The sequence below is a fragment of the Eubacterium sp. AM46-8 genome, assembly GCF_003466705.1.
In the GTDB taxonomy this organism is placed as follows: Bacteria; Bacillota; Clostridia; order Lachnospirales; family Lachnospiraceae; genus Lachnospira.
The window spans coordinates 205,943-225,820 of sequence record NZ_QSEU01000001.1 but is presented as its reverse complement, the minus strand read 5'-3'; the positions used below and the strand labels follow the sequence as shown (position 1 = coordinate 225,820).

Annotated in this window: 16 protein-coding genes and 3 pseudogenes; 5 read left to right on the top strand and 14 right to left on the bottom strand. The window is 38.6% G+C overall.

The window, feature by feature from the left end:
* Nucleotides 1-21: 21 nt before the first annotated feature.
* The 12 genes and pseudogenes from DW963_RS01095 to DW963_RS01035 form a co-directional block, all read right to left on the bottom strand.
* Nucleotides 22-525 (bottom strand): antirestriction protein ArdA, encoded by a 504-nt coding sequence (locus DW963_RS01095; RefSeq protein ID WP_117913516.1) that lies wholly within the window; start codon nucleotides 523-525, stop codon nucleotides 22-24.
* A gap of 17 nt (nucleotides 526-542) precedes the next feature.
* Nucleotides 543-1,046 (bottom strand): antirestriction protein ArdA, encoded by a 504-nt coding sequence (locus DW963_RS01090; protein WP_117913515.1) that lies wholly within the window; start codon nucleotides 1,044-1,046, stop codon nucleotides 543-545.
* Nucleotides 965-1,261: a conjugal transfer protein gene (locus tag DW963_RS01085; RefSeq protein ID WP_117913572.1), complete on the bottom strand. Its 297-nt coding sequence runs from the start codon at nucleotides 1,259-1,261 to the stop codon at nucleotides 965-967. Before DW963_RS01085 ends, DW963_RS01090 begins: the two co-directional genes overlap by 82 nt.
* 81 nt (nucleotides 1,262-1,342) lie before the next feature.
* Complete coding sequence (locus DW963_RS01080) at nucleotides 1,343-1,858, bottom strand: helix-turn-helix domain-containing protein (protein WP_117913514.1); 516 nt, start codon at nucleotides 1,856-1,858, stop codon at nucleotides 1,343-1,345.
* A gap of 162 nt (nucleotides 1,859-2,020) precedes the next feature.
* Nucleotides 2,021-2,242, bottom strand: a complete 222-nt coding sequence (locus DW963_RS01075) for a hypothetical protein (protein WP_003060793.1) — start codon at nucleotides 2,240-2,242, stop codon at nucleotides 2,021-2,023.
* Nucleotides 2,243-2,356: pseudogene (locus DW963_RS13175) on the bottom strand (DUF3789 domain-containing protein); the annotation flags it as partial.
* A 33-nt stretch (nucleotides 2,357-2,389) separates the two neighbouring features.
* Entirely contained in the window at nucleotides 2,390-3,586 is a 1,197-nt protein-coding gene (gene mobT / locus DW963_RS01065) for a MobT family relaxase (protein WP_117913513.1), read from the bottom strand.
* A 183-nt stretch (nucleotides 3,587-3,769) separates the two neighbouring features.
* A pseudogene (locus DW963_RS01060) lies at nucleotides 3,770-5,163 on the bottom strand (FtsK/SpoIIIE domain-containing protein).
* A gap of 64 nt (nucleotides 5,164-5,227) precedes the next feature.
* Complete coding sequence (locus DW963_RS01055; protein ID WP_117762155.1) at nucleotides 5,228-5,986, bottom strand: helix-turn-helix domain-containing protein; 759 nt, start codon at nucleotides 5,984-5,986, stop codon at nucleotides 5,228-5,230.
* Nucleotides 5,987-6,084: 98 nt separating this feature from the next.
* Nucleotides 6,085-6,468 carry a YdcP family protein gene (locus tag DW963_RS01050; protein WP_008370415.1) on the bottom strand — a complete coding sequence of 128 codons (384 nt, stop codon included), beginning with the start codon at nucleotides 6,466-6,468 and terminating at the stop codon, nucleotides 6,085-6,087.
* A gap of 15 nt (nucleotides 6,469-6,483) precedes the next feature.
* Entirely contained in the window at nucleotides 6,484-6,810 is a 327-nt protein-coding gene (locus DW963_RS01045; protein ID WP_117913512.1) for a YdcP family protein, read from the bottom strand.
* 238 nt (nucleotides 6,811-7,048) lie between these two features.
* A pseudogene (locus DW963_RS01035) lies at nucleotides 7,049-10,092 on the bottom strand (SrtB-anchored collagen-binding adhesin).
* 302 nt (nucleotides 10,093-10,394) lie between these two features.
* On the opposite strand from DW963_RS01035, the gene DW963_RS01030 reads away from it, so the two are divergent.
* The gene (locus tag DW963_RS01030) at nucleotides 10,395-11,654 is read left to right on the top strand and encodes a peptidoglycan-binding protein (RefSeq protein ID WP_117913510.1); all 1,260 of its coding nucleotides are present in this window, start codon (nucleotides 10,395-10,397) and stop codon (nucleotides 11,652-11,654) included.
* A 58-nt stretch (nucleotides 11,655-11,712) separates the two neighbouring features.
* On the opposite strand, the gene hcp is transcribed toward DW963_RS01030, so the two are convergent.
* Complete coding sequence (gene hcp, locus DW963_RS01025) at nucleotides 11,713-13,386, bottom strand: hydroxylamine reductase (protein WP_117913509.1); 1,674 nt, start codon at nucleotides 13,384-13,386, stop codon at nucleotides 11,713-11,715.
* 177 nt (nucleotides 13,387-13,563) lie between these two features.
* Here hcp and DW963_RS01020 point away from each other — a divergent pair, with 177 nt between their 5' ends.
* The 4 genes from DW963_RS01020 to DW963_RS01005 all read left to right on the top strand — a co-directional run bounded on the left by DW963_RS01020 (nucleotide 13,564) and on the right by DW963_RS01005 (nucleotide 18,535).
* The gene (locus DW963_RS01020) at nucleotides 13,564-14,736 is read left to right on the top strand and encodes a CdaR family transcriptional regulator (RefSeq protein ID WP_158568601.1); all 1,173 of its coding nucleotides are present in this window, start codon (nucleotides 13,564-13,566) and stop codon (nucleotides 14,734-14,736) included.
* A 120-nt stretch (nucleotides 14,737-14,856) separates the two neighbouring features.
* Complete coding sequence (locus DW963_RS01015) at nucleotides 14,857-16,248, top strand: GntP family permease (protein WP_117913507.1); 1,392 nt, start codon at nucleotides 14,857-14,859, stop codon at nucleotides 16,246-16,248.
* A 136-nt stretch (nucleotides 16,249-16,384) separates the two neighbouring features.
* Nucleotides 16,385-17,260, top strand: a complete 876-nt coding sequence (garR, locus tag DW963_RS01010; RefSeq protein WP_117913506.1) for a 2-hydroxy-3-oxopropionate reductase — start codon at nucleotides 16,385-16,387, stop codon at nucleotides 17,258-17,260.
* 42 nt (nucleotides 17,261-17,302) lie between these two features.
* The gene (locus tag DW963_RS01005; RefSeq protein WP_117913571.1) at nucleotides 17,303-18,535 is read left to right on the top strand and encodes a glycerate kinase type-2 family protein; all 1,233 of its coding nucleotides are present in this window, start codon (nucleotides 17,303-17,305) and stop codon (nucleotides 18,533-18,535) included.
* Nucleotides 18,536-18,726: 191 nt separating this feature from the next.
* On the opposite strand, the gene DW963_RS01000 is transcribed toward DW963_RS01005, so the two are convergent.
* Nucleotides 18,727-19,668, bottom strand: a complete 942-nt coding sequence (locus DW963_RS01000) for a hypothetical protein (protein ID WP_117913505.1) — start codon at nucleotides 19,666-19,668, stop codon at nucleotides 18,727-18,729.
* Between the last annotated feature and the right edge of the window lie 210 nt (nucleotides 19,669-19,878).

Genomic DNA, 19,878 nt, shown 5'->3' with positions numbered 1-19,878 from the left:
CTTGTCGCTGATCGTCCAGCGTTAATATGGTATCTCGCACATACCTCGGCTTGTTTCAATAAAGCAACCGCTTATATCCAAATCTCGCCCAAAAGCTTCATAGTCAATGTAGTTCTGTAAGCTGGGTGGAATGTCCCCAAGTGCCTGCAATTCGTCTATGTAGTAATAGGCAACGTCTGTCATAGTTTCACAGTCGGGATAATAATAAATGTCGTCCTTGTGTTCCACGACTTCTTCCAGCGTCCCGTAGTGACTGATAAATTCGTCCAGACATTCTACGATATAGTCGGGAAGTTCCTCTATCATTTCATACATAGAGTTCAGTTCTTCAATGGAAACATACTCGCCAATCGCAATGGGAAAGTTATCGGTATCATGGATTGCGTATTCCTCATACTGTTCATTCAAGCCGATTTTTTCTTTCACATCTTCCTCGTCAATAGGAAATGTGAACCAAGCACCAACTAAATAGCCCTCATTGTATTTGCCAAGATTAGCAATGTAAACCGCCATATCATCAATCATAAGCACCACCTCATTTCCTACTCTGGCAGTTCAAAGATACCGTGTTCTGTTACTAAAAATTTCCCGTGTTCCTGCAAGTGAGAAGCGTAAGCTTCAAAATCGAAATAGTATTCTTGACAGTCCTCAGATAAATGTTTGAACGTCGGGTCGTTCATCAGCTTTTGCCTTGCAACATCTATCATGCTTTTGCAGTCGGGATAAACGGTAATCACGTTTCTACAAATATAAAGTGCTTCTAAATTCTCAAACACGGTAAGAAGTGCTGTATATTCTTCCTGCATATCGCTTGAAAGCTGGCGGTACATAAAATCTAATTCGTTGAGCTGGTACACGCTTGTATGTTCGTGGACTTCATCAGCATAAGGCAACACCTTTTCGATAATACGGTAATCCCCACTTTCTGCACCGATACCTAACTTTTCTTCAAACTCGGCAACATCTATCGGCAGTTCAAACCAGTATGATATTGTTTCTTCGCCAGTTGTTCCTTTCGTTTCCACCAGCACCCTTGTTTCCTGCATTGTTCCTCACGTCCTTTCTGTTGTTTCATCACATCTTTTAAGGTCTGGTACGACATACCAAACACATATTTAGAAAAATCTTCTAACTGTCTTTCTTCATAATCGGCAGAGTTCAGTCGTTTCATTTCCTGCCACACCTTACGCTTGTAAGAGGGCAGGTCAGAAAGATAATCGCAACCGACTTTTACCTGCATATCTTTAAAAACATCGTTCATTTCATCACTCCAATCTGAAATTTTGGTAAGAAAAAAGCAGTCAATCCTAAGACTAACTGCTTTGTGTGTATGGATATGAAATTATCGCTTTCTATATGTGAGTACAATGCCGATTACAGAACCGATAAAAACAAAAGGTGCTAACCTTACAAACAAAAACTCGAACCCATGTAGTAGAGTGCCTACAATCGCTAATTCTGGGTTATTAAAATCCCAAGTCAAATATTCGCTATTCATAGTTGCAAGAGCAATAAATACTACTGCAATAATTACACATACTAAAACAAGTGAATAGCGAATAGTTTTAATTTTCCTTTCGCTTTTTTTAGCAAATTGAAGATTGATAATTTCAAGTTTTTCAGAAATATTCTTTAAATCTCCCTCGTTCAAACATTCTTCTTGTACGGTTTCTCCTAGCAAGGTACTTACAGATGTATCAAGTTCTTCTGCTAACAAAACAAGCATACTTGAGTCTGGAACAGATAAACTTTTTTCCCATTTAGATACTGTTTGCCTTACTACATTTAGCTTTATAGCTAATTCTTCTTGTGAAAGTCCTTTTGCCTTTCGTAGATTTCTAATATTTTCGTTTAACATAACCTATGCCTCCTTTGTTTTGATACAACTATTAAATATCAAAACAGCCGTTGCCACAAGCAACGCAAATTAACATCTGTTATTATTGCACCAAATTCATTTCTATCACGTAATTCATATCCACATTATACCATTCTCATATATGTGCTACAATAAAAATCGCTATGCACCGATAATCTTATTGAACAGCTCTAACAGTACATCTTTCACACCGCCAGCATTGAATACCAAGCCGACAGCAATTAAGGCAACTACCAAGAAGCCGATAAGTTTTGAAAACTCACGCTTGAAACCTAAGTAGATACCGATAACCACGATCGACATAAGCACCAAGCTTTGTGCATTTGATAAAAACCATTGATACAAATTTTGTCCGAAATTCATTTAATTGTCCTCGCTTTCTTTTAATTGTTTCATTTCATAGTCAGCTTCTTTGCCGACATTCAAAATACACATCAAGACTACGCCGATACCCATTCCCATAGATACCAGCAGGAAGTCTTTTAATAATACCCACATTTTTTATCACTCCTAACTTTCCACCAAATCTTTTGCAGGGGTCGTCTGTTGTTTGATTATCATTTCATGCTTTTCTGTGAGCTTTGCCTGCTGTTCGATTGTTTCCATGTAGTCTGTACCGTTTCCCTTATCAATCTTTTTCAGCATTTTTAAGGTCGGTGCTACCTGCCTTTGTACCCAACGCAATGTACGGTCTAAGGTGTAAGGCTCTGGCTTTGTCGTCAGCTTTAAGCTCTGTCTGTTATCGCCGATAAACCAAGCCCAACGGTCATTGAGTTTCCAGTCATTTTTCCGCTTGTCTGGTTCTTCATCAACAAACCGCACATACTGGTTGATGATAGAAAAGGCGGTCTGCTCTGCGTCATAATAGGTCAGCAAATCTCGTACTGCATAATAGGCACGTTCATTGCGAAGCCGTATCTCAAAACGATTGATAATGTCGGCTTCTTCCAGCGGTGTTCCTAACTTGACGTACTGCTCATAGTCCTTTTCATAGATACAGAAATACACATCTGATTTCAATGAACCAAGATAAAGGGTACGCCCCATATATTCTCTGTCGTCCTCTCTGTGCTTGATAAGCTCGCCCGACTGGTAAAACTTATAACTTCTGGACTTTCCGATATATTCCCGTTTCCTGCATTTTTCCGCAAGCTCTGGAATATCCAAAATGCCCGTATGGTCGTTGATAGCAAGGTCGATACGCTTCATCACGCCACCGTCTACGAGTGCGTCCATAAGAAAGTCATACCAGCTTCTTTGCTGTGCCAGCAGGTAACTTTCAAACTGTCTGCAACCACGCCCCTTTAATTCTAAAAGGACACCTTTTTCTTCGTCAGCCGACGTATAGATAAAGATGTCCCCTAAAGAATAATGCTCCGTATAACTGTAATGTCCGTAATCTTCATGGAGCATATAATTGATATTCAGTTTTAATATGTCTTTGATGATGTGCTGTATATCCAGCGTGGGAAAACGAATTTTCACATAATCAAACAGCATGGTAAGCGGTGCTTCTGGATTGAACCTTGCCAGTTCTTTATGCAGAGTTTCCAGAAGTTCTTTTGACGGCTTCATTTTTCCACTTTCTATCTTGTTGAGATATTCCCTTGTGATACCAGAAGCCAACGCCAACCTGCCTTGTGAGATACCATAAGCAATCCGTTTCTCCCGTAATTCTTTTATCCATTGTTCTTCATTCAGAACCATACCCCCAATCTGTAAAGTGTGAAGTTTTTTTAGGCGACTTCACAACTGAATTTTGCTAGAAAACCATGCCAGAAGCCTTATGTTTCCTATGTTTTTCGTCTATTGTCTATTTGCAAACGTACCCCTCTGTTAGATACCGAGGGGTTTTACCTGCTGGCGTGGCTTACGCCACACCAGCAACGGCTAGTCCGTGCCGTCGCCTTTCGCTTCGCACGTCGCCGTCCCGTCCTGCCTTGCTTGTGCAAGAGAGCCGATAGTCTGCAAAAAATCATGTCCTTTCGGGACTAAAGGCGTGTAAAACTCACTGATAACACTTGTTCCCACATCACAATAGCCACGCCCTTTGATACGCTTCTGGAAAAACTGCTTTTTCACATCTGAACCAAACAGCATACCGTAACCTAATTCGCTGATACGCCCAAGTCCCACACGGAAATTGAAGTTATCTCTGATACCGTCCGAGAAATACTTTGCATCTGGACGCTGGCAGGCAACGATAAGGAAATAACCTGCTTGTCGCCCTAACATAACGATTTTCTTTAACTGGCTAAGTAGGCTCACGCTTTCTTTTGTCCCCAGCATTTCAAAAAATGCCACATATTCATCAAAGATAAGAAAGCAGGGTGCAGTCCCAGATAGGCGTAGTTTTCGCCCGTCTTATAGTTCGGGTGTCGCTTCATTTCCTCACTTCGCTGTACCATGCCCTCATAAAAGGCATTGACGCAATCTATCATTTCTTCTTTGGTGTGATACACATTTCCCATAACTGTCCCTAAGTCTGCAAGGTCAGCGTTCTTCGGGTCTAAGATATAAAGGACAGCGTTGGTATGCAGTAAGGCTTCAATGAGCGTCAGCAGAAAATAGGTTTTACCGCCACCAGTCCCACCAGCAATCAGAGCATGAGGGAGTGCGTCATATTCCCAGACAAGATTTTTCATCAGTCTAAGACAGCCGTTTTCTGCCCGTACTTCATCAATGGTAATGCGGTTCGCTATCATATCATAAAGCAGGGTATATTCGATATAGCCGTCATGCAGGGTCTTGTCGGTCAGCTCACAATACAAGCCACTTTCCAATTTATCCTCTAACCGTAAAAGCTGGTCTTGATATTTTCCTAATGTGATTTCACATCGGATATGAAGCAGTCCCTTTTCCATTTGATAATAAATCTTTGGAAACCAGACGATTTTTTCCCTTGATCTGCTTTGCAGGTCAGTAAAAAAAACGCTGTCTTGTATGGTATCGGCTTCATACCACTTATTTTCCAGTATCATTCTTGCCAGCTTTTGACGGTGCAGGAGCTTCTTGAAACTGTCATAACAGAAGCGGTAATACAGAAAAGCGACCAATGCACAAACACCAGTCGCTATCAGTATGGTTATGAAGTTGTAAGGGGAAAGCGTCAAGCCGTTCTCTAACAAGCTGAAATGCTCCCAATCAGTACACATGAACTGTTTTATATTTAGTAGCAAAAGAACCGCCACAAATACAAACAGAAGCGTTCCTATGGAAAAATGGTAGACAAGGTGCTTGTCGCTGGCTCTGATACGGTGTCCTTTGTTCCAAATCTTACGCATAAATCAATCACTCCTTTCTGGGTAAGAAAAAAGCAGTCAATCCTAAGACTAACTGCTTATATCATTATTCGTGTTTTTTCCCAACAATATAGGTTGTTACTAACATTCCTATCAGCAAAATAATTATAGCTGGATATTTTACAGTATTCCATAATGAAATGCCACCAACTAAAAAACTGATATAGCAAATAATAGGATATAGAATAGCAGTTCCTAATGTAAATACTCTAAATACTGTTAATACATATCCCCAGTTTGCATTATTAAAAGATAGCCCTGCCATGTGTATTCTGAAAATTCCTTGTGATACAAAATTAACTTTATTTGTATCATAATATGTCGGTAATAATTCTTTCGCAAAAATGCAAAGCCAACTTGCAAACAAAAGCATTAACAAAGATATATACAAACTATCTCCCATTTGTTCTATGGAAATTCCAGAAACAGTTAATAATATTGCCTCTATAACTACCACACCGATTGAGATAAGAAATGCAAATATCCAGTTCTTTTTTCGTTGATGAATTGTATCACGCAACGACAAGTCTAACGAGTTTACAACAAGAGTTTCTACCACATCACTATTTAATGTCTTGTTCTCTTTTAATTTTTCTCCTTGTAAAAGTTCTGTTACTGTAATACCAAGTATATCAGCAATAGGGATAAGTAATGTAACATTTGGCATACTGTTTCCACGTTCCCATTTACTAACTGTTTTATCCGACACAAACAACTTATCTGCTAAGTCCTTTTGTGTCATTTGTTTTTCTTTTCGCACTTCGGCTAAAAATTGTCCAAATTTTTCATTGTTGATTTGATACATTTGTGCCACCTCCTATCGTTATTTTAACCATTTACGATAAGGTAGGCAATCTACTAACGGGAGAGTACCTCTATTTTTCTAACTTATGAGGAGAATTTTTATTTTTTCGGCTGTCCCTGCGGTGTATGGTTCTGTGGACTTCCTGCGTTCTGGTTTCCTTTATTCTTCAATACAATATCCTCTGCCTTTACATACCAGTCCACATCTGCACCCGTATAGGTCTTTCGTGATACCGTATCGGCTACGGGATTGACAAGCTCCACAACTGCATTGTACGGAAATTCCCTTAACGGTACTTCTGGCGGTATAGACACGGGGATAATTCCACCATGCAGACTGCACTTCAAATCATAGATACGCTTTTTAAGCTGGGTACTCGGTGTCCCGTCCTCATTCTGTAAGAACACATCACGCACTGCTGTAAATTTTAATTCTCCAAATGTTTTCTCTTTGTCAATAACAAATCCGTTTGATAATCTCATAACTTCTTCACTCCTTTACTTTTCTTCAACTGCTACAATATCATCAGCAACTAATACATAATCGGTATGTCCCATATCCCCGATTGCGTAACCTCTGCCGTATAACTTCGGATTGACAAGTTTTACTTTCTGCTCATACTTGAACTTCTTTTCGCCAGCCTGCACGGGAATTTCTACCACAACATTTTCGCCTTTCTGTACGTCGGAATAAAGGTTATAGCCTCGTCTGGCTAAGACCCTGCGATTATTTTTATCTCTTTCAAAGACTGGCTCGCTTTCGCCTGCAAATTCAAGAGTTCCAAAAGACTGTGCCATATCTGGCACGACATATTTCATTTCCATATTGTTTTACCTCGTTTCTTTCTATATTTGATAAGTTTTTTAATTGTGATTTCTTATTCTGGCGGTTTGGGAAGTACCAGCAATCCCTCAGATAGTAAAGGGTAAAATCAATGCTTACGCACCCTTGACTATCCGTGTTCTTGCAGGTTGTAGGCAGACAAGCCAGAATAAGCAAAAATCTGCCGTTTGACAGCTTCGGCGGAGAGCGTGATTTTTCTTTCATCATACCGTTACCGCCTTATGATTTCTTCATTTTACGGCGTTTGTAAAGATATGTTCCAGCCAGTCCACCAGCAGACGCAAGCAACATCACAACAAATGCCATTACATTTGTACTGTCGCCCGTTTTGGGACTGTCGCTAGGTCTGTTAGGCTTTTCTGGTGTCGGTGGTGTTTCGGTTTTCTCTGGTTCTTCTGGCTTTTCCTTAAAAGTAATCGTCTGTCCCTTATCCTCAATATCCTTATGCTCGGTAACTTTCTTCGGCTCGTCTGGATTGCTTAAATCGTATAATTCCTCAAAAGTTACAAGCTGTTTGCCGTCAAGAGAAGTAGCGTCAAACGTAAAAGCAACTTCCACTTTCATAGTTTCGCTGTCAGCAATAAAAGTGTAATCACTTTCCACACGTTTTCCATTGATAAGAAGTTCTGCATTTTCTTCTTTCAACATCTGCCAGCCCACAAGTTTGTACTGTGTACCGACTTCTAAGCCCTCTAAGGTTACGGTATCAATGATTGTAACGTCTTTTCCTGCTTTAAGCTCTTTGTTGCCGTCCTTATCGGTAGCGGTAGTATGTATCTTGATGATACGCTCTGTGATAAGTACCGTTTGCCCGTCGTCCTCAATGTCTTTGTGTTCTGCAACTTTTATGGGTTCGTCTGGATTGCTGAAATCATATAATTCTTCAAAGGTAACAAGGTTTTTGCCACCTAAAGCAGACGCATTGAATGTATAGGAAATTTCCACTTTCATTTCTTCATCATCAGCGACAAAGGTATAATCGTTTTCTACACGTTTCCCGTCAATGATAAGCTCGGCGTTTTCTTCCTTTAACATCTGCCAGCCTTTCAACTGATACTTTGTGCCTTTTGTAAGTCCGTCTAATTTGACAGTATCAACGATTGTAACCTCTTTTCCTGCAAGGATAGTCTTTTCGCCGTCTTTGCTGGTCGCTGTGGTATGAATAGAGATTTCTTTCTCGTATTCATCAGTCAAAGTCCCTAAATCAATCACAAGATTATTTCTTGATACCACGATTTCAAAAGGTGGGATAAGCTCAAAGCCTTTGTTGCTTTCAGAGCGTAATTCCTCGATGATGTAGGTATCATAAGGTAACGCACCCTTGCTGTCGTCTGGTTCAGAAGTTCCAAACCATACACCGTCCTCGCTGGTCTTGCCTGCGTTTGTATTGTGCTTATGAGAAGCCCATTCAGCAGAAGTGGAGAATTGCCCGTTATCATCAGTTACCACTACATGATTTTCACCCGTCGTCTTGCTTGTGATCCTAAAGGGAACATTAGCAAGACGCTTGTGTGTACCTGCACCGATTTTTACACCCTCAATATCTCCACGCTTAATCTGATTATAGATAGAATGAGCTTTGTCGGTTAAGTCCACGATTTTTCCATTTTCTGTGATTGTAAAATCAATCGGTTTTGCACCGTCAGTTAAGTAACCATCGGGAGCTTCACTTTCAACGATACGGAATTTTCCATAGGGTAAGAGGTCAGCAGAAGTAGAAGCGATACCCTCAATATCGGTACGAATTATCTTTACCACTTCATTTTTCTTGTATAACTTACCCTCAACCAATACTACATTATCATTTAAGGAAATGATGTCAAAGGCAGTATCTTTCAAAGTGGCACTTCCTTGTGGTTTGGTATCGCCCGTTTCTAAATCTCGTTTCTGAATTTTGACACCGCCACGGATAACCTTGTCAGATACGGAAAACTGGTTATTTCCAGTTAATACGGCAAGGTCGCCGTCCTCGGTAATCTGTGTAAGGTATAAGCCTTTTATCTGTTCGAACTTATCGCCAGCCTGCATATATGCACCCTCTAACAAGTATCCGTTTGGAGCTTTTATTTCCTCAACGGTTAGTGTCCCAAGTGGAAAAACCGCTTTACCGTCCTGCATATAGAAACTGTCGCCAGATACTTTGTATGTGTCCGCTAATTTTGTGATGTAATGAGTTATCCCATTGCTATCAGTTTCAGCGATTGTCTTTGTAACCCATGTACGAGTAGCTTCGGCAGGGAGATTGTCTTTGTTATAGAAGCCTGCATAATACTTCCATGTAAATTCCGCACCTGCTAAAGAAGCATTCCCCTGCGGATTGTCTTTCTGTGTTTCCATATCTATCTTGAAAAGCTCAATCAAAGTGTCTGTTACTTTCGGTGTATCTGATACTTTCAAAGTCGCTGTTTTTCCAGCTTCAACCTTTAAGGAATATACAGTTTTATCTACTTTATATCCTGCTGGTGCGGATAATTCCTTGATATAGACTGTGCCTGCTTTTACCTCTACAACATCTGTATTTCCGTTTTCATTAGTCGTAAGGGTGGCAAGCTGTTTTGTGCAGTCCTTATCAGCAAAGACACCATAGGTTGCACCAGCGATTGAGTAATTCCCGTTACCGTCTGTAATGCTGGCATTACTAGAAGTCTTTTGCAGTTTTGCATTTCCAACATTCAGTTTCGCCCAGAATTGTCCCAATTCCTGCCCCTCGCCAGATAGATATAACCGCCACATTCATAGCGTCCTTTATTTTCTTTGACAAAGGCTTTTGCACCAGAGAAAACTTCGTCCTGCGTAGTCTTTGGAATTTCATCATAAGAAGCTCGCACGTTATCACATTGCCAGCCAAGATGTACGCTCAATTTCTGCCAGACAACACATTGTTCCAACAGATAGACTTGTTTATAGTTCAATTCCTTGTGAGCTTCGCCATACTGTTTGACATACTCTAAGGATAACGCCACATCTGAAATCTGGTCGGCACTCATGCGTGAGCTTGCGTCAGCTCTGGTCTTATAGCCGTTCTTAAAATCTGTATTGATGTCAATACAATAGGCAGTTTCGCCCTCGACTTTCATATAGCCCTCATTGAATGTCGAACCAATAGAACCGTCATTCATTACTTTTTCAATGATACCGACACGTTCTGCACTTTCCGTCCAGTATTGCTTGCTTTCTGCATGAACGGGTGTAGTCGGTAAAGCAGTAACGACAGTTGCAAGAGCTAAGAAGCCCGTACACAATCGTTTCCATGTCTTTTTCATAAATCTAATGCTCCTTTCATTTTGGGTATAAAAATAGACGCTCATTTCTGAACGTCTACATTATTGAAAGGCTTGTCCTCTCACACATATTTTATTTTAATAGGTACAACAGTTGCCTTTCTCCTTGTATTTTCGTTGTTTTCATTACTTGCGTTATCTACAACCCCCATGTCCGGCATCTACAGCAATCTTATATTGAGCCATAATATCTCCGATAACATTAATCATATTATTGTATGCAAAAGACATAATAAGCGTACCTGTCACATATATTTATCTTAAGATGAGAAAGAGGACAGATTATGAACGTTGGATATGTACATACATTTGAAGTGCCAGAAAATAATATTGATAAAGGCCGATTGAAGGTAAGTGTTGTCAATGAAGAAAATGTGCCAATTAAAGGAGCGGCTGTAAGACTGTCGTATACAGGAAATCCTGATAATATAATAGGAGAAAGTGGTACAGACGGAGACGGGATAAGTATATTTAACGACTTAAGAACGCCTCCAATTGAATATAGCATGGAACCGGGGAACAGGCAGCCATTTTCAGAGTATGACATAGCTGTAAGTGCGCCAGGATTTGATAATGTAAATATATCAGGCAGTGATATGTTTTCGGGGGCGCTAAGCATTCAGAATGTAAAGATGTCTGCAAGGGATAATTCACAGAATAATATAGTCATACCTGTTAACACATTATATGGAGATTACCCACCTAAGATTGATGAGGAAGAGATTAAGCCTATGGGACAGTCGGGTGAAATTGTGCTTGACAGAGTTGTTGTTCCTGAAATTGTAGTTGTACATGACGGACCGCCTAAAGATACTGAGGCAGATAATTATTATGTTACTTATAAGGACTATATTAAGAATGTGGCAAGCTCTGAAATATATTCAACATGGCCGAGGCAGACAATTGAGGCAAATGTGCTTGCTATTATGTCATTTACATTAAACCGGGTATATACAGAATGGTATAGAAACAAATTTTATGATTTTACAATAACATCATCAACTGCATATGACCAGAAATGGGTTAATGGAAGAAATGTGTTCGAAAGTATATCACAGGTAGTAGATGATATATTTGACAATTATATATCAAGACCTAATGTAAAGCAGCCAATACTTACACAGTATTGTGATGGAAAGAGGGTGACATGTCCTAACAGACTTTCACAGTGGGGAAGCAAGTATCTGGGAGATCAGAATTATTCATCGATTGATATATTAAGATATTATTATGGTCAGGATGTGTATATTAATGCGGCAGAACAGATAAGCGGAATTCCTTATTCATGGCCGGGAACTAATCTTGATATAGGTTCATCAGGACAGAAGGTAAGACAGCTTCAGGAACAGCTTAACCTTATAGGAGAGTATTATAGTTCTATTCCGGTCCTAAGTACTGATGGAATATATGGTGAGCAGACGGCAGCAGCGGTTAAGGAATTCCAGCGGATATTTAATCTGCCACAGTCAGGAATAACAGATTTCCCTACATGGTTTACAGTATCAGAAAAATATGTTGCACTTGCAGGACTGGCAGAATTATAAGAATGTTAATGAGGTATGTAAGGCTGTCACTTTGTGGCAGCCTTTTTAGGAGGAACATTTAAACAGCCTGTCCAAGACATGTCTTAATGTCATCTTCTGGATTGCTTATAAGTCTTAACTGGAAAGTGTCTACAAGGTACTGTAATACATTAGGGCTTAAGAATGCTGGAAGTGTCGGACCAAGATAAATATTCTTAATACCAAGGCTTAACAGGGCGAGAAGGTCTGCAACAGCCTTCTGCTCATACCATGAAACAATAAGAGATAAAGGAAGTCCATTGACATCTGTATCAAATGCATCTGCAAGGGCATTGGCAATAAGAATAGCAGAATATACATCATTACACTGTCCGATATCAAGAAGCCTTGGAAGTCCGGCAACTGTGCCGAAATCAAGCTTATTAAAACGATATTTGCCGCATGCAAGGGTGAGAATCATGCAGTCATCAGGAACCATAGTGGCAAAATCAGTAAAATAACTTCTGCCAGGTCTTGCACCATCACAGCCACCAATCAGGAAAAAATGTCGTATCTGTTTTGATTTTACTGCTTCAACAAGTTCGCCTGCATGAGATAGAGCAGCTTCATGTCCGAATCCTACTAGAATTTCTTTTACTTCCTGTTCTTCGGTAAATCCTCCAAGTTCAAGAGACTGTTTTATGATTTCAGAAAAATCCTTTTCACCGTCAGGCTTCTTTTCTATATATTTTATGCCATCCCAGCCTACAACATTAGTAGAATATATACGGTCTTTATATGTGTCTCTTGGACGCATGAGACAATTGGTTGTCATAAGGATACAGCCGGGAAGATTATCAAACTGTTTTTGCTGGTCCTGCCATGCGCCGCCAAAATTACCTACAAGATGCTTATATTTTTTAAGACCTTCATAACCATGGGAAGGGAGCATTTCCCCGTGGGTATATATATTAATGCCAAGGCCTTCGGTCTGTTTAAGAAGCATTTCAAGGTCTTTAAGGTCATGACCTGAAACAATGATGAAGGGACCTTTCTTAATGTGAACGTTGACCGGGTGTGGTGATGGATTACCATATATGGTTGTGTTTGCTTCATCAAGTTTTTTCATTACCTCAATAGCCATATCGCCTGTTTTAAGAGTCAGACGGATAAGTTCTTCGACAGTCAGGGTGTTATCTGTTATGGCTTCGAGTGCAATGATATAGAAATTGTCAACATTATCACTATAGTATGAAAGTTCCCTTGCCTGATGACCGTAGGCGCTTATTCCTTTAAGACCATAAAGAATAGTCTGTCTTAATGAGCGGATATCAGGATCCAGAGTTTTGTCGTACATAATGCCTGCCATTGGCGCGTCACGCAGCATATCAGCTTTAGTTTCTGGCAGTTCGTATGCAGCAGATGGGGTAATATAATCAGTTGTCCCTACTATATTTTTTAGATTATTTTTGATGTCCTGTGATTGTTTAAGAAGATGGACATGGTCATCTACATTGAAATTAACATTGGTAAGAGTGGTAAAAAGACAATTCTCAATAAAGCTGACAACGGATTTGTCAACATTAAGTCCTGAATCCAGAATATGTCTGGCATAGAAGCTGATACCTTTCAGCTGATAGATAAGCAAATCCTGAAGATTGGCTATTTCTGGCGTCTTTCCGCATACGCCGAGTTTAGTGCAGCCTTTTCCGCCGGCTGTCTGTTCACATTGATAGCAGAACATATCGTATCCAAGATCCATATTATTACTCATATAATACTCCTTTTTGATTCATAATTATTAATTAATATTATGAATCCTGAATATCTGATTTATTCATAAATTTGTATGATATGACAATTTAATGATATAAAATGTATGGTACAATATTATATAGAAAGAATATGTGACGGAATCCGTCACATCCTTATCAAAAAGGAGATACGTGTTATGCATATATCAAAGAATTCTGCAACTCAGATTGTTGAAGAAATTTCAAAACTTGTTAAACAGAATATTAATCTTATGGATGAGACAGGACATATAATTGCAAGTTGTGATAAATCCAGAATAGGGGATTTTCATTATGGTGCATATAAGATTATATCTGAAAATCTTGAGGAATATTATATTGATGAAGATGATTTATCAAAAGGTATAAAAAAAGGAATTAATCTTCCACTTGAACTTGATGGCGGAATAGTAGGAGTGATAGGAATGACAGGTGGATATGAAGAGGTTATAACGTCTGGAAAACTGTTAAAAAAGATGACGGAAATTCTTTTGATGGAGAGTCGTGCAAACTATAGACAGCTTATGAATAAGCGTGTAAGGAATGCTTTTTATGAAGAATGGCTTATAAATGGAGGATATAAGAATGCTGATTTAGAAGACCGTGGAATGGCTTTGGGAATAGATATTAATAAGCCAAGAAGAGTGTTTATTGCCAGCATAGATGAGTTGGACAACCTTAAAGATTCACAGCAGGGACAGTCTCAGATTGCAAAATTTGAAAATGATGTTGATGCATTTTTAAAGAGAAATAATTATAAAATGCATTTCAGGAATGCTTCAAGACAGATAATAATCATAGATAATATGGATACGGAAAATGTGGTTAAATTTGCAGGAGAGCTGGCAGAATATGTGTGGGAAAAAGATAAGTTTGAACTGAATATTGGTATAGATTCAGCCCAAAGCTATGATATGCATGAAGCTTATGTTGAAGCACATAGGGCATGGACGGCTGCAGCTGAAAAACATGAACAGATTATATGCTATGAGGATATTAGTCTTGAACTTTTAATAAGCAATGTACCGACAGAGATTAAGCTTGAATATTTAAAGAAGGTATTTAAAGATATGGATTATAATGATATATGTGAAAATATTGCGTTGATGAAAGCGTATTTTAATGCACAGGGATCAATACAGAAAGCAGCAGACAATCTGTATATTCATAAGAATACATTACAATACAGAATATCAAAACTGAAAGAAATAACAGGACTTGATGTCAGGAAACCAACAGAAAGTCCAGCGTTGTATCTGGCATACATAATTACTGATGAATTAATTAATGAAAAATATGATTTACCATTATTGTTACATAATACAAAATAAAAATGATATTATGTGCTGTGTAACATTTTGCTATTAAACTTTACATGCTATTATTGTGTCATACAAAGCACAAAGATTTGTGCAAACCGTACAACAATAAAAAAGAAATGAGGTGTTTTTATGACAGGAGTAGCATTAATAATTGCATTTGTCTTGGCTATCATTGTGATGATAGTTGCAATTTCTAAGTTTAAGGTTCATCCTTTCTTAGCAATTATGGCGGTATCACTTATTCTTGCAATGTTGGCAGGGATTCCATTTGTTGATACTGTAAAACCAGACGGAACGAAGGTGTCTGGAATTCCAACAGTTATAGGAGCTGGATTCTCAGGTACATTCAGCAGCATCGGTATTGTTATTATATTAGGTGCATTGATTGGATCGGTACTTGAAAAAACAGGAGCAGCATTGAAGCTGGCAGATATGGTAATTAAGGTAGTAGGAAAGAAAAGACCAGAACTTGCAATAGAGCTTATGGGCTGGGTTGTTTCAATTCCTGTGTTCTGTGACAGTGGTTTTGTAATTCTTAATCCAATAAGAAAAGCACTTGTAAAAAGAACAGCAGTTTCAAGTGTAGCAATGACAGTAGCACTTTCAGCAGGACTTTATATTTCTCATGTGTTTATTCCACCAACACCAGGTCCGATAGCAGCCGCTAATACACTTGGAGTTGGAGATAATCTTTTACTTGTAATGGGACTTGGTGTTGTATGTTCAATATTTCCTCTTATTGCAGGTCTTGTATATGCTAAGTTTATTGGAAAGAGAGTAAAGAGTGCTGATGAAGTAACAGACAATGGAGAGGTTACTAAGACATATGAAGAATTAGTTGCAGAGTATGGAAAGCTTCCTAATGGATTTAATGCGCTGGCTCCAATTCTTGTACCAATCATTCTTATGGCACTTGGTTCAATTTCATCAATGGCTGGCTGGACCGGCGCACTTGACATAGCATGCCAGTTCCTTGGAAAACCAATTATAGCACTTGCTGTTGGTACAATATTCGCAATAATACAGCTTGCAACAGCACATAAGATGTCCGATTTTTACAATATTACCAATGAGACATTAAAGACAGTTGGTCCTATACTTTTTGTAACAGCAGCCGGTGGTGTATTAGGAAAGGTTATTTCATCAAGCTCAATGGTTGCATTTATTACACAGCATGCAGAAGTGCTTTCAGCAGTTGGAATATTCTTCCCATTCCTTCTTGCAGCAATATTAAAGACAGCACAGGGTTCTTCGACAGTTGCAATTACAACAACGGCAGGTATCATTGCTCCACTGCTTGGTGCACTTGGACTTGCTTCACCTGTTAAGACAGTACTTTGTGTAATGGCTATAGGCGCTGGTGCCATGACAGTATCACATGCTAACGACTCATACTTCTGGGTAGTTACTAATTTTGGTGACATGGATCCTGAACAGGGATATAAGACACAGACGGTATGTACATTAATAATGGGTATTGCAGCAATGGTTGAAATATTTATTCTTTCATTGATTTTATAATATATTTATAATATAAATGTTACATAATGCGGCTATACTTATGAGAACTATATGGACTTATTAGTATGACCGCATTATTCTATATAATAAAAGTTATAATAATAATACATTTAGAACAATATCAGGAGGATTATATATGGTTATAGGCTTTGTTGGATTGGGAATAATGGGAAAACCGATGGCAAAGAATCTTTGCAGAGCTGGATACACATTGATTGTTAATGACCATCACAAGGAAAATGTCGATGAGCTTGTACAGGCAGGTGCCAGAAGTGGTGATTTAAAACAGATTGGCATGGAAAGTGATGTAGTTATAACAATGCTTCCAAACAGTCCACAGGTAAAGGATGTAATGCTTGGGGAAAATGGTATTGCAGGCTATATGAAAAAAGGAACATGTTTTATAGACATGAGTTCGATTAATCCTGTCGACAGCAGATATATTGGTGATGTATTAAAAGAAAAAGGAATTGATATGCTTGATGCCCCTGTGTCAGGAGGAGAACCTAAAGCAATAGATGGAACAGTTGCATTTATGGTTGGTGGAGATGAGAAAACATTTGATAAGTATAAACAGATTCTTACACATATGGGGTCATCAGTTACAAGATGTGGTGAACTTGGAGCTGGAAATACAACAAAACTTGCCAATCAGATACTTGTTGCATGTAATATCCAGGCAGTTTCTGAAAGTTTTATTCTGGCAAAGAAAGCAGGAGTAGATCCTAAATGTGTATTTGAGGCAATAAAAGGCGGACTTGCAGGTTCTACTGTTATGAATGCCAAAGTTCCAATGATGATAGAGGATAATGTAGAACCGGGCTTCAGAATTGATTTACATATTAAAGATTTGAATAATGCACTGGAGTGTGCACATAGTGTTGGAGCTCCAGTACCCATGACGGCACAGGTTCAGGAAATAATGCAGTATCTGCATAATAATGGAGATGGAAGCAGCGACCACAGTGCAATTATACATTATTATGAAAAACTGGCAGACACAAAATTATAAATGTTGTTGACAGGTTATTATAATGTCAGGAAGGAGAATCTTATGAATAAAGAATTAAGAGCGGTTGCAGACAATATAATTGATGCGGCAATTAAAGCAGTTCTTCCGGATGAAGCAGTTAAGAGAACACTTAATGATACTAAATTTGATGGAAAGGTTATTCTTGTAGCAGTAGGAAAAGCCGCATGGCAGATGGCAAAGGCGGCAAGTGACTGTCTGGGAGACAGAATAAATGAAGGAATTGTAATAACGAAGTATGGACATGTAAAAGAGCCGATTGAAAGAATAGAATGTTTTGAGGCAGGCCATCCTGTTCCAGATGAGAATTCATTTAAAGCAACACAGGCAGCTATTGAGATGGTAAGCGGACTCAATAAGAATGATACAGTGCTTTTTCTTCTTTCAGGTGGAGGAAGTGCTTTATTTGAGAAGCCGAAGATTACAGGAAAAGAATTGCAGGATATAACTAATCAGTTACTTGCATGCGGCGCGGATATTGTTGAGATTAATACGATAAGAAAACGCTTATCAGAAGTAAAGGGCGGACGGTTTGCAAAATTATGTGAACCGGCGCATGTATTATCAATAGTATTATCAGATATACTTGGTGACCCACTGGATATGATTGCTTCAGGTCCGGCATGTGCAGATACAACAACATGTGAAGAAGCATGGCACATTGTAGAAAAATATAATCTTAATATAAGTGCAGATGTAAAAAAGCTGATGGATATTGAAACACCAAAGAAACTGGATAACGTAACAACATTTATTAATGGAAGTGTGCGTGAATTATGCAGTGCAGTATCAAGGGAATGTTCAAAGTATGGATATGAACCAGTAATGCTTACGGACCAGTTATGCTGTCAGGCAAAAGAAGCCGGAAGTTTTCTTGCATCTATAGCAAAGACACATTGTAAGTCAGGAAAGAAGCTGGCATACATAGCAGGCGGAGAAACTGTTGTTAATATTACCGGACATGGTAAAGGCGGAAGAAATCAGGAGATTGCATTATCAGCAGCAGAAGGTATTAAGGGAATGTTAAATGCAGCAGTATTCAGTATAGGCAGCGATGGAACAGACGGACCTACGGATGCGGCAGGTGGATATAGCGATGGTGATACAGCAGGAGTCTTAAAGAATAAAGGAATAGATATATTTGAAGTGCTTAAGAATAATGATGCTTATAATGCATTGAAACTAACAGAGGGGCTTATTATAACAGGTCCTACGGGAACAAATGTTAATGATGTTTCTGTGCTTCTTATAGGATAATATATTAAAATAGTACTACTGTGAAAAACAATCCCAGTGGTACTATTTTTTTGGAAAAATATTTTTAAAATGTATGAATTTGTGTAATGATGGTTGCACCTAAACCTGACTTTAATATTATAATCTTAAAAATTAATATTAAACAAAGCGACAGCCCCTTTTTGTGCAAAACATTATTCAGCCTGTATGGATTATTTCTTTCGAGAACCGTATATTTCATGAACTTTGGATTCAAGCTCCGCTATTCTTGATTCCTGCTCTGCTTTATACTGTTCATATTCATCATTGGCAATCTGAGAGAGAGTTTCTTCATTCTCGAGTGCTTCAAATGCCTGTGAAAGAGTATATGAATTAATAGAGCCTTCGCTGATCTTACTGCTTAGTTCTTCAAGAAAGCCTGTTATAGTAGAATCATTAATAGTTCCATCCTGCATATCTGCAAAATCAAATATCATTACGGCATCATTATTAGTTGAAATAGCCTGATTAATCAGATTGGTAAAAGCATTTGACGAACGGATAAAGCTGTAGGAAATGTATAACATTCCATTAGAAGCAGTTCCTGATGCAAATGTTTCGTTATAGCAGACAAGATGGCTGTAATCATTATCAAGTAATGATTTACGGGCTTCATCTGTATCATATGTATGTCTTAAGAAAAATGTTTCTTTAAGATTATAATTATTCTTAGTAAGATTATTGCGGACTTTTATTGCAGATGCAAGGACATCATCATCAAAGGTCATGCCTGAAAGCAGAATGTCGTAATTGTTATTCTGTGATTTTCTTATTATAGAGTCCAGCTCTTTGCTGTCGATAGAACAGTCAGCAATTATTGTTGGCGTGAAATTATAACCGGTCATCAGTTCTCTGATTGTATCAATATCATTGGCAGAAGCAGGAACGAATGCAAGAGTAGCACCTGCATTGGAGTTATCTGGGCTGCCAAGCTTCTGCTTTCTTGACTGAAGCTCGGCGTATATGTCGTTGATTTCATCCTGATATGGAGCAGCTTCTTTTTCAAGATTATTTAGCTCGTTCTGATTCTGTCTCTGGCTTCTGACTGCGAAAAACGAGCAGACACAGAGAGCACACACTGCTATAGTAATTATAATTTCATATATTTTTTTCATCGTTATATACTCCATTCATTATTTTATAGGAAAGTGTATCTTAAGGTGTTGATAATGTCAATGTATAGCACATAAGTACAGAAGAAGCAACAGTAAAAAGGGTCGAGCCAAGGCTTTATATTTTTTTAATAAATTCATTAGCACTCACCTCTTGACAGTGCTAACAATGAGATGTATAACATCAATTGTAAGAGGAAAACAATAGTTAAA

Coding starts and splice junctions, on each gene's coding strand:
- DW963_RS01095 (WP_117913516.1), bottom strand. CDS start 525: ATGATTGATGATATGGCGGTTTACATTGCTAATCTTGGCAAATACAAT.
- DW963_RS01090 (WP_117913515.1), bottom strand. CDS start 1,046: ATGCAGGAAACAAGGGTGCTGGTGGAAACGAAAGGAACAACTGGCGAA.
- DW963_RS01085 (WP_117913572.1), bottom strand. CDS start 1,261: ATGAACGATGTTTTTAAAGATATGCAGGTAAAAGTCGGTTGCGATTAT.
- DW963_RS01080 (WP_117913514.1), bottom strand. CDS start 1,858: ATGTTAAACGAAAATATTAGAAATCTACGAAAGGCAAAAGGACTTTCA.
- DW963_RS01075 (WP_003060793.1), bottom strand. CDS start 2,242: ATGAATTTCGGACAAAATTTGTATCAATGGTTTTTATCAAATGCACAA.
- mobT (WP_117913513.1), bottom strand. CDS start 3,586: ATGGTTCTGAATGAAGAACAATGGATAAAAGAATTACGGGAGAAACGG.
- DW963_RS01055 (WP_117762155.1), bottom strand. CDS start 5,986: ATGTATCAAATCAACAATGAAAAATTTGGACAATTTTTAGCCGAAGTG.
- DW963_RS01050 (WP_008370415.1), bottom strand. CDS start 6,468: ATGAGATTATCAAACGGATTTGTTATTGACAAAGAGAAAACATTTGGA.
- DW963_RS01045 (WP_117913512.1), bottom strand. CDS start 6,810: ATGGAAATGAAATATGTCGTGCCAGATATGGCACAGTCTTTTGGAACT.
- DW963_RS01030 (WP_117913510.1), top strand. CDS start 10,395: ATGAACGTTGGATATGTACATACATTTGAAGTGCCAGAAAATAATATT.
- hcp (WP_117913509.1), bottom strand. CDS start 13,386: ATGAGTAATAATATGGATCTTGGATACGATATGTTCTGCTATCAATGT.
- DW963_RS01020 (WP_158568601.1), top strand. CDS start 13,564: ATGCATATATCAAAGAATTCTGCAACTCAGATTGTTGAAGAAATTTCA.
- DW963_RS01015 (WP_117913507.1), top strand. CDS start 14,857: ATGACAGGAGTAGCATTAATAATTGCATTTGTCTTGGCTATCATTGTG.
- garR (WP_117913506.1), top strand. CDS start 16,385: ATGGTTATAGGCTTTGTTGGATTGGGAATAATGGGAAAACCGATGGCA.
- DW963_RS01005 (WP_117913571.1), top strand. CDS start 17,303: ATGAATAAAGAATTAAGAGCGGTTGCAGACAATATAATTGATGCGGCA.
- DW963_RS01000 (WP_117913505.1), bottom strand. CDS start 19,668: ATGAAAAAAATATATGAAATTATAATTACTATAGCAGTGTGTGCTCTC.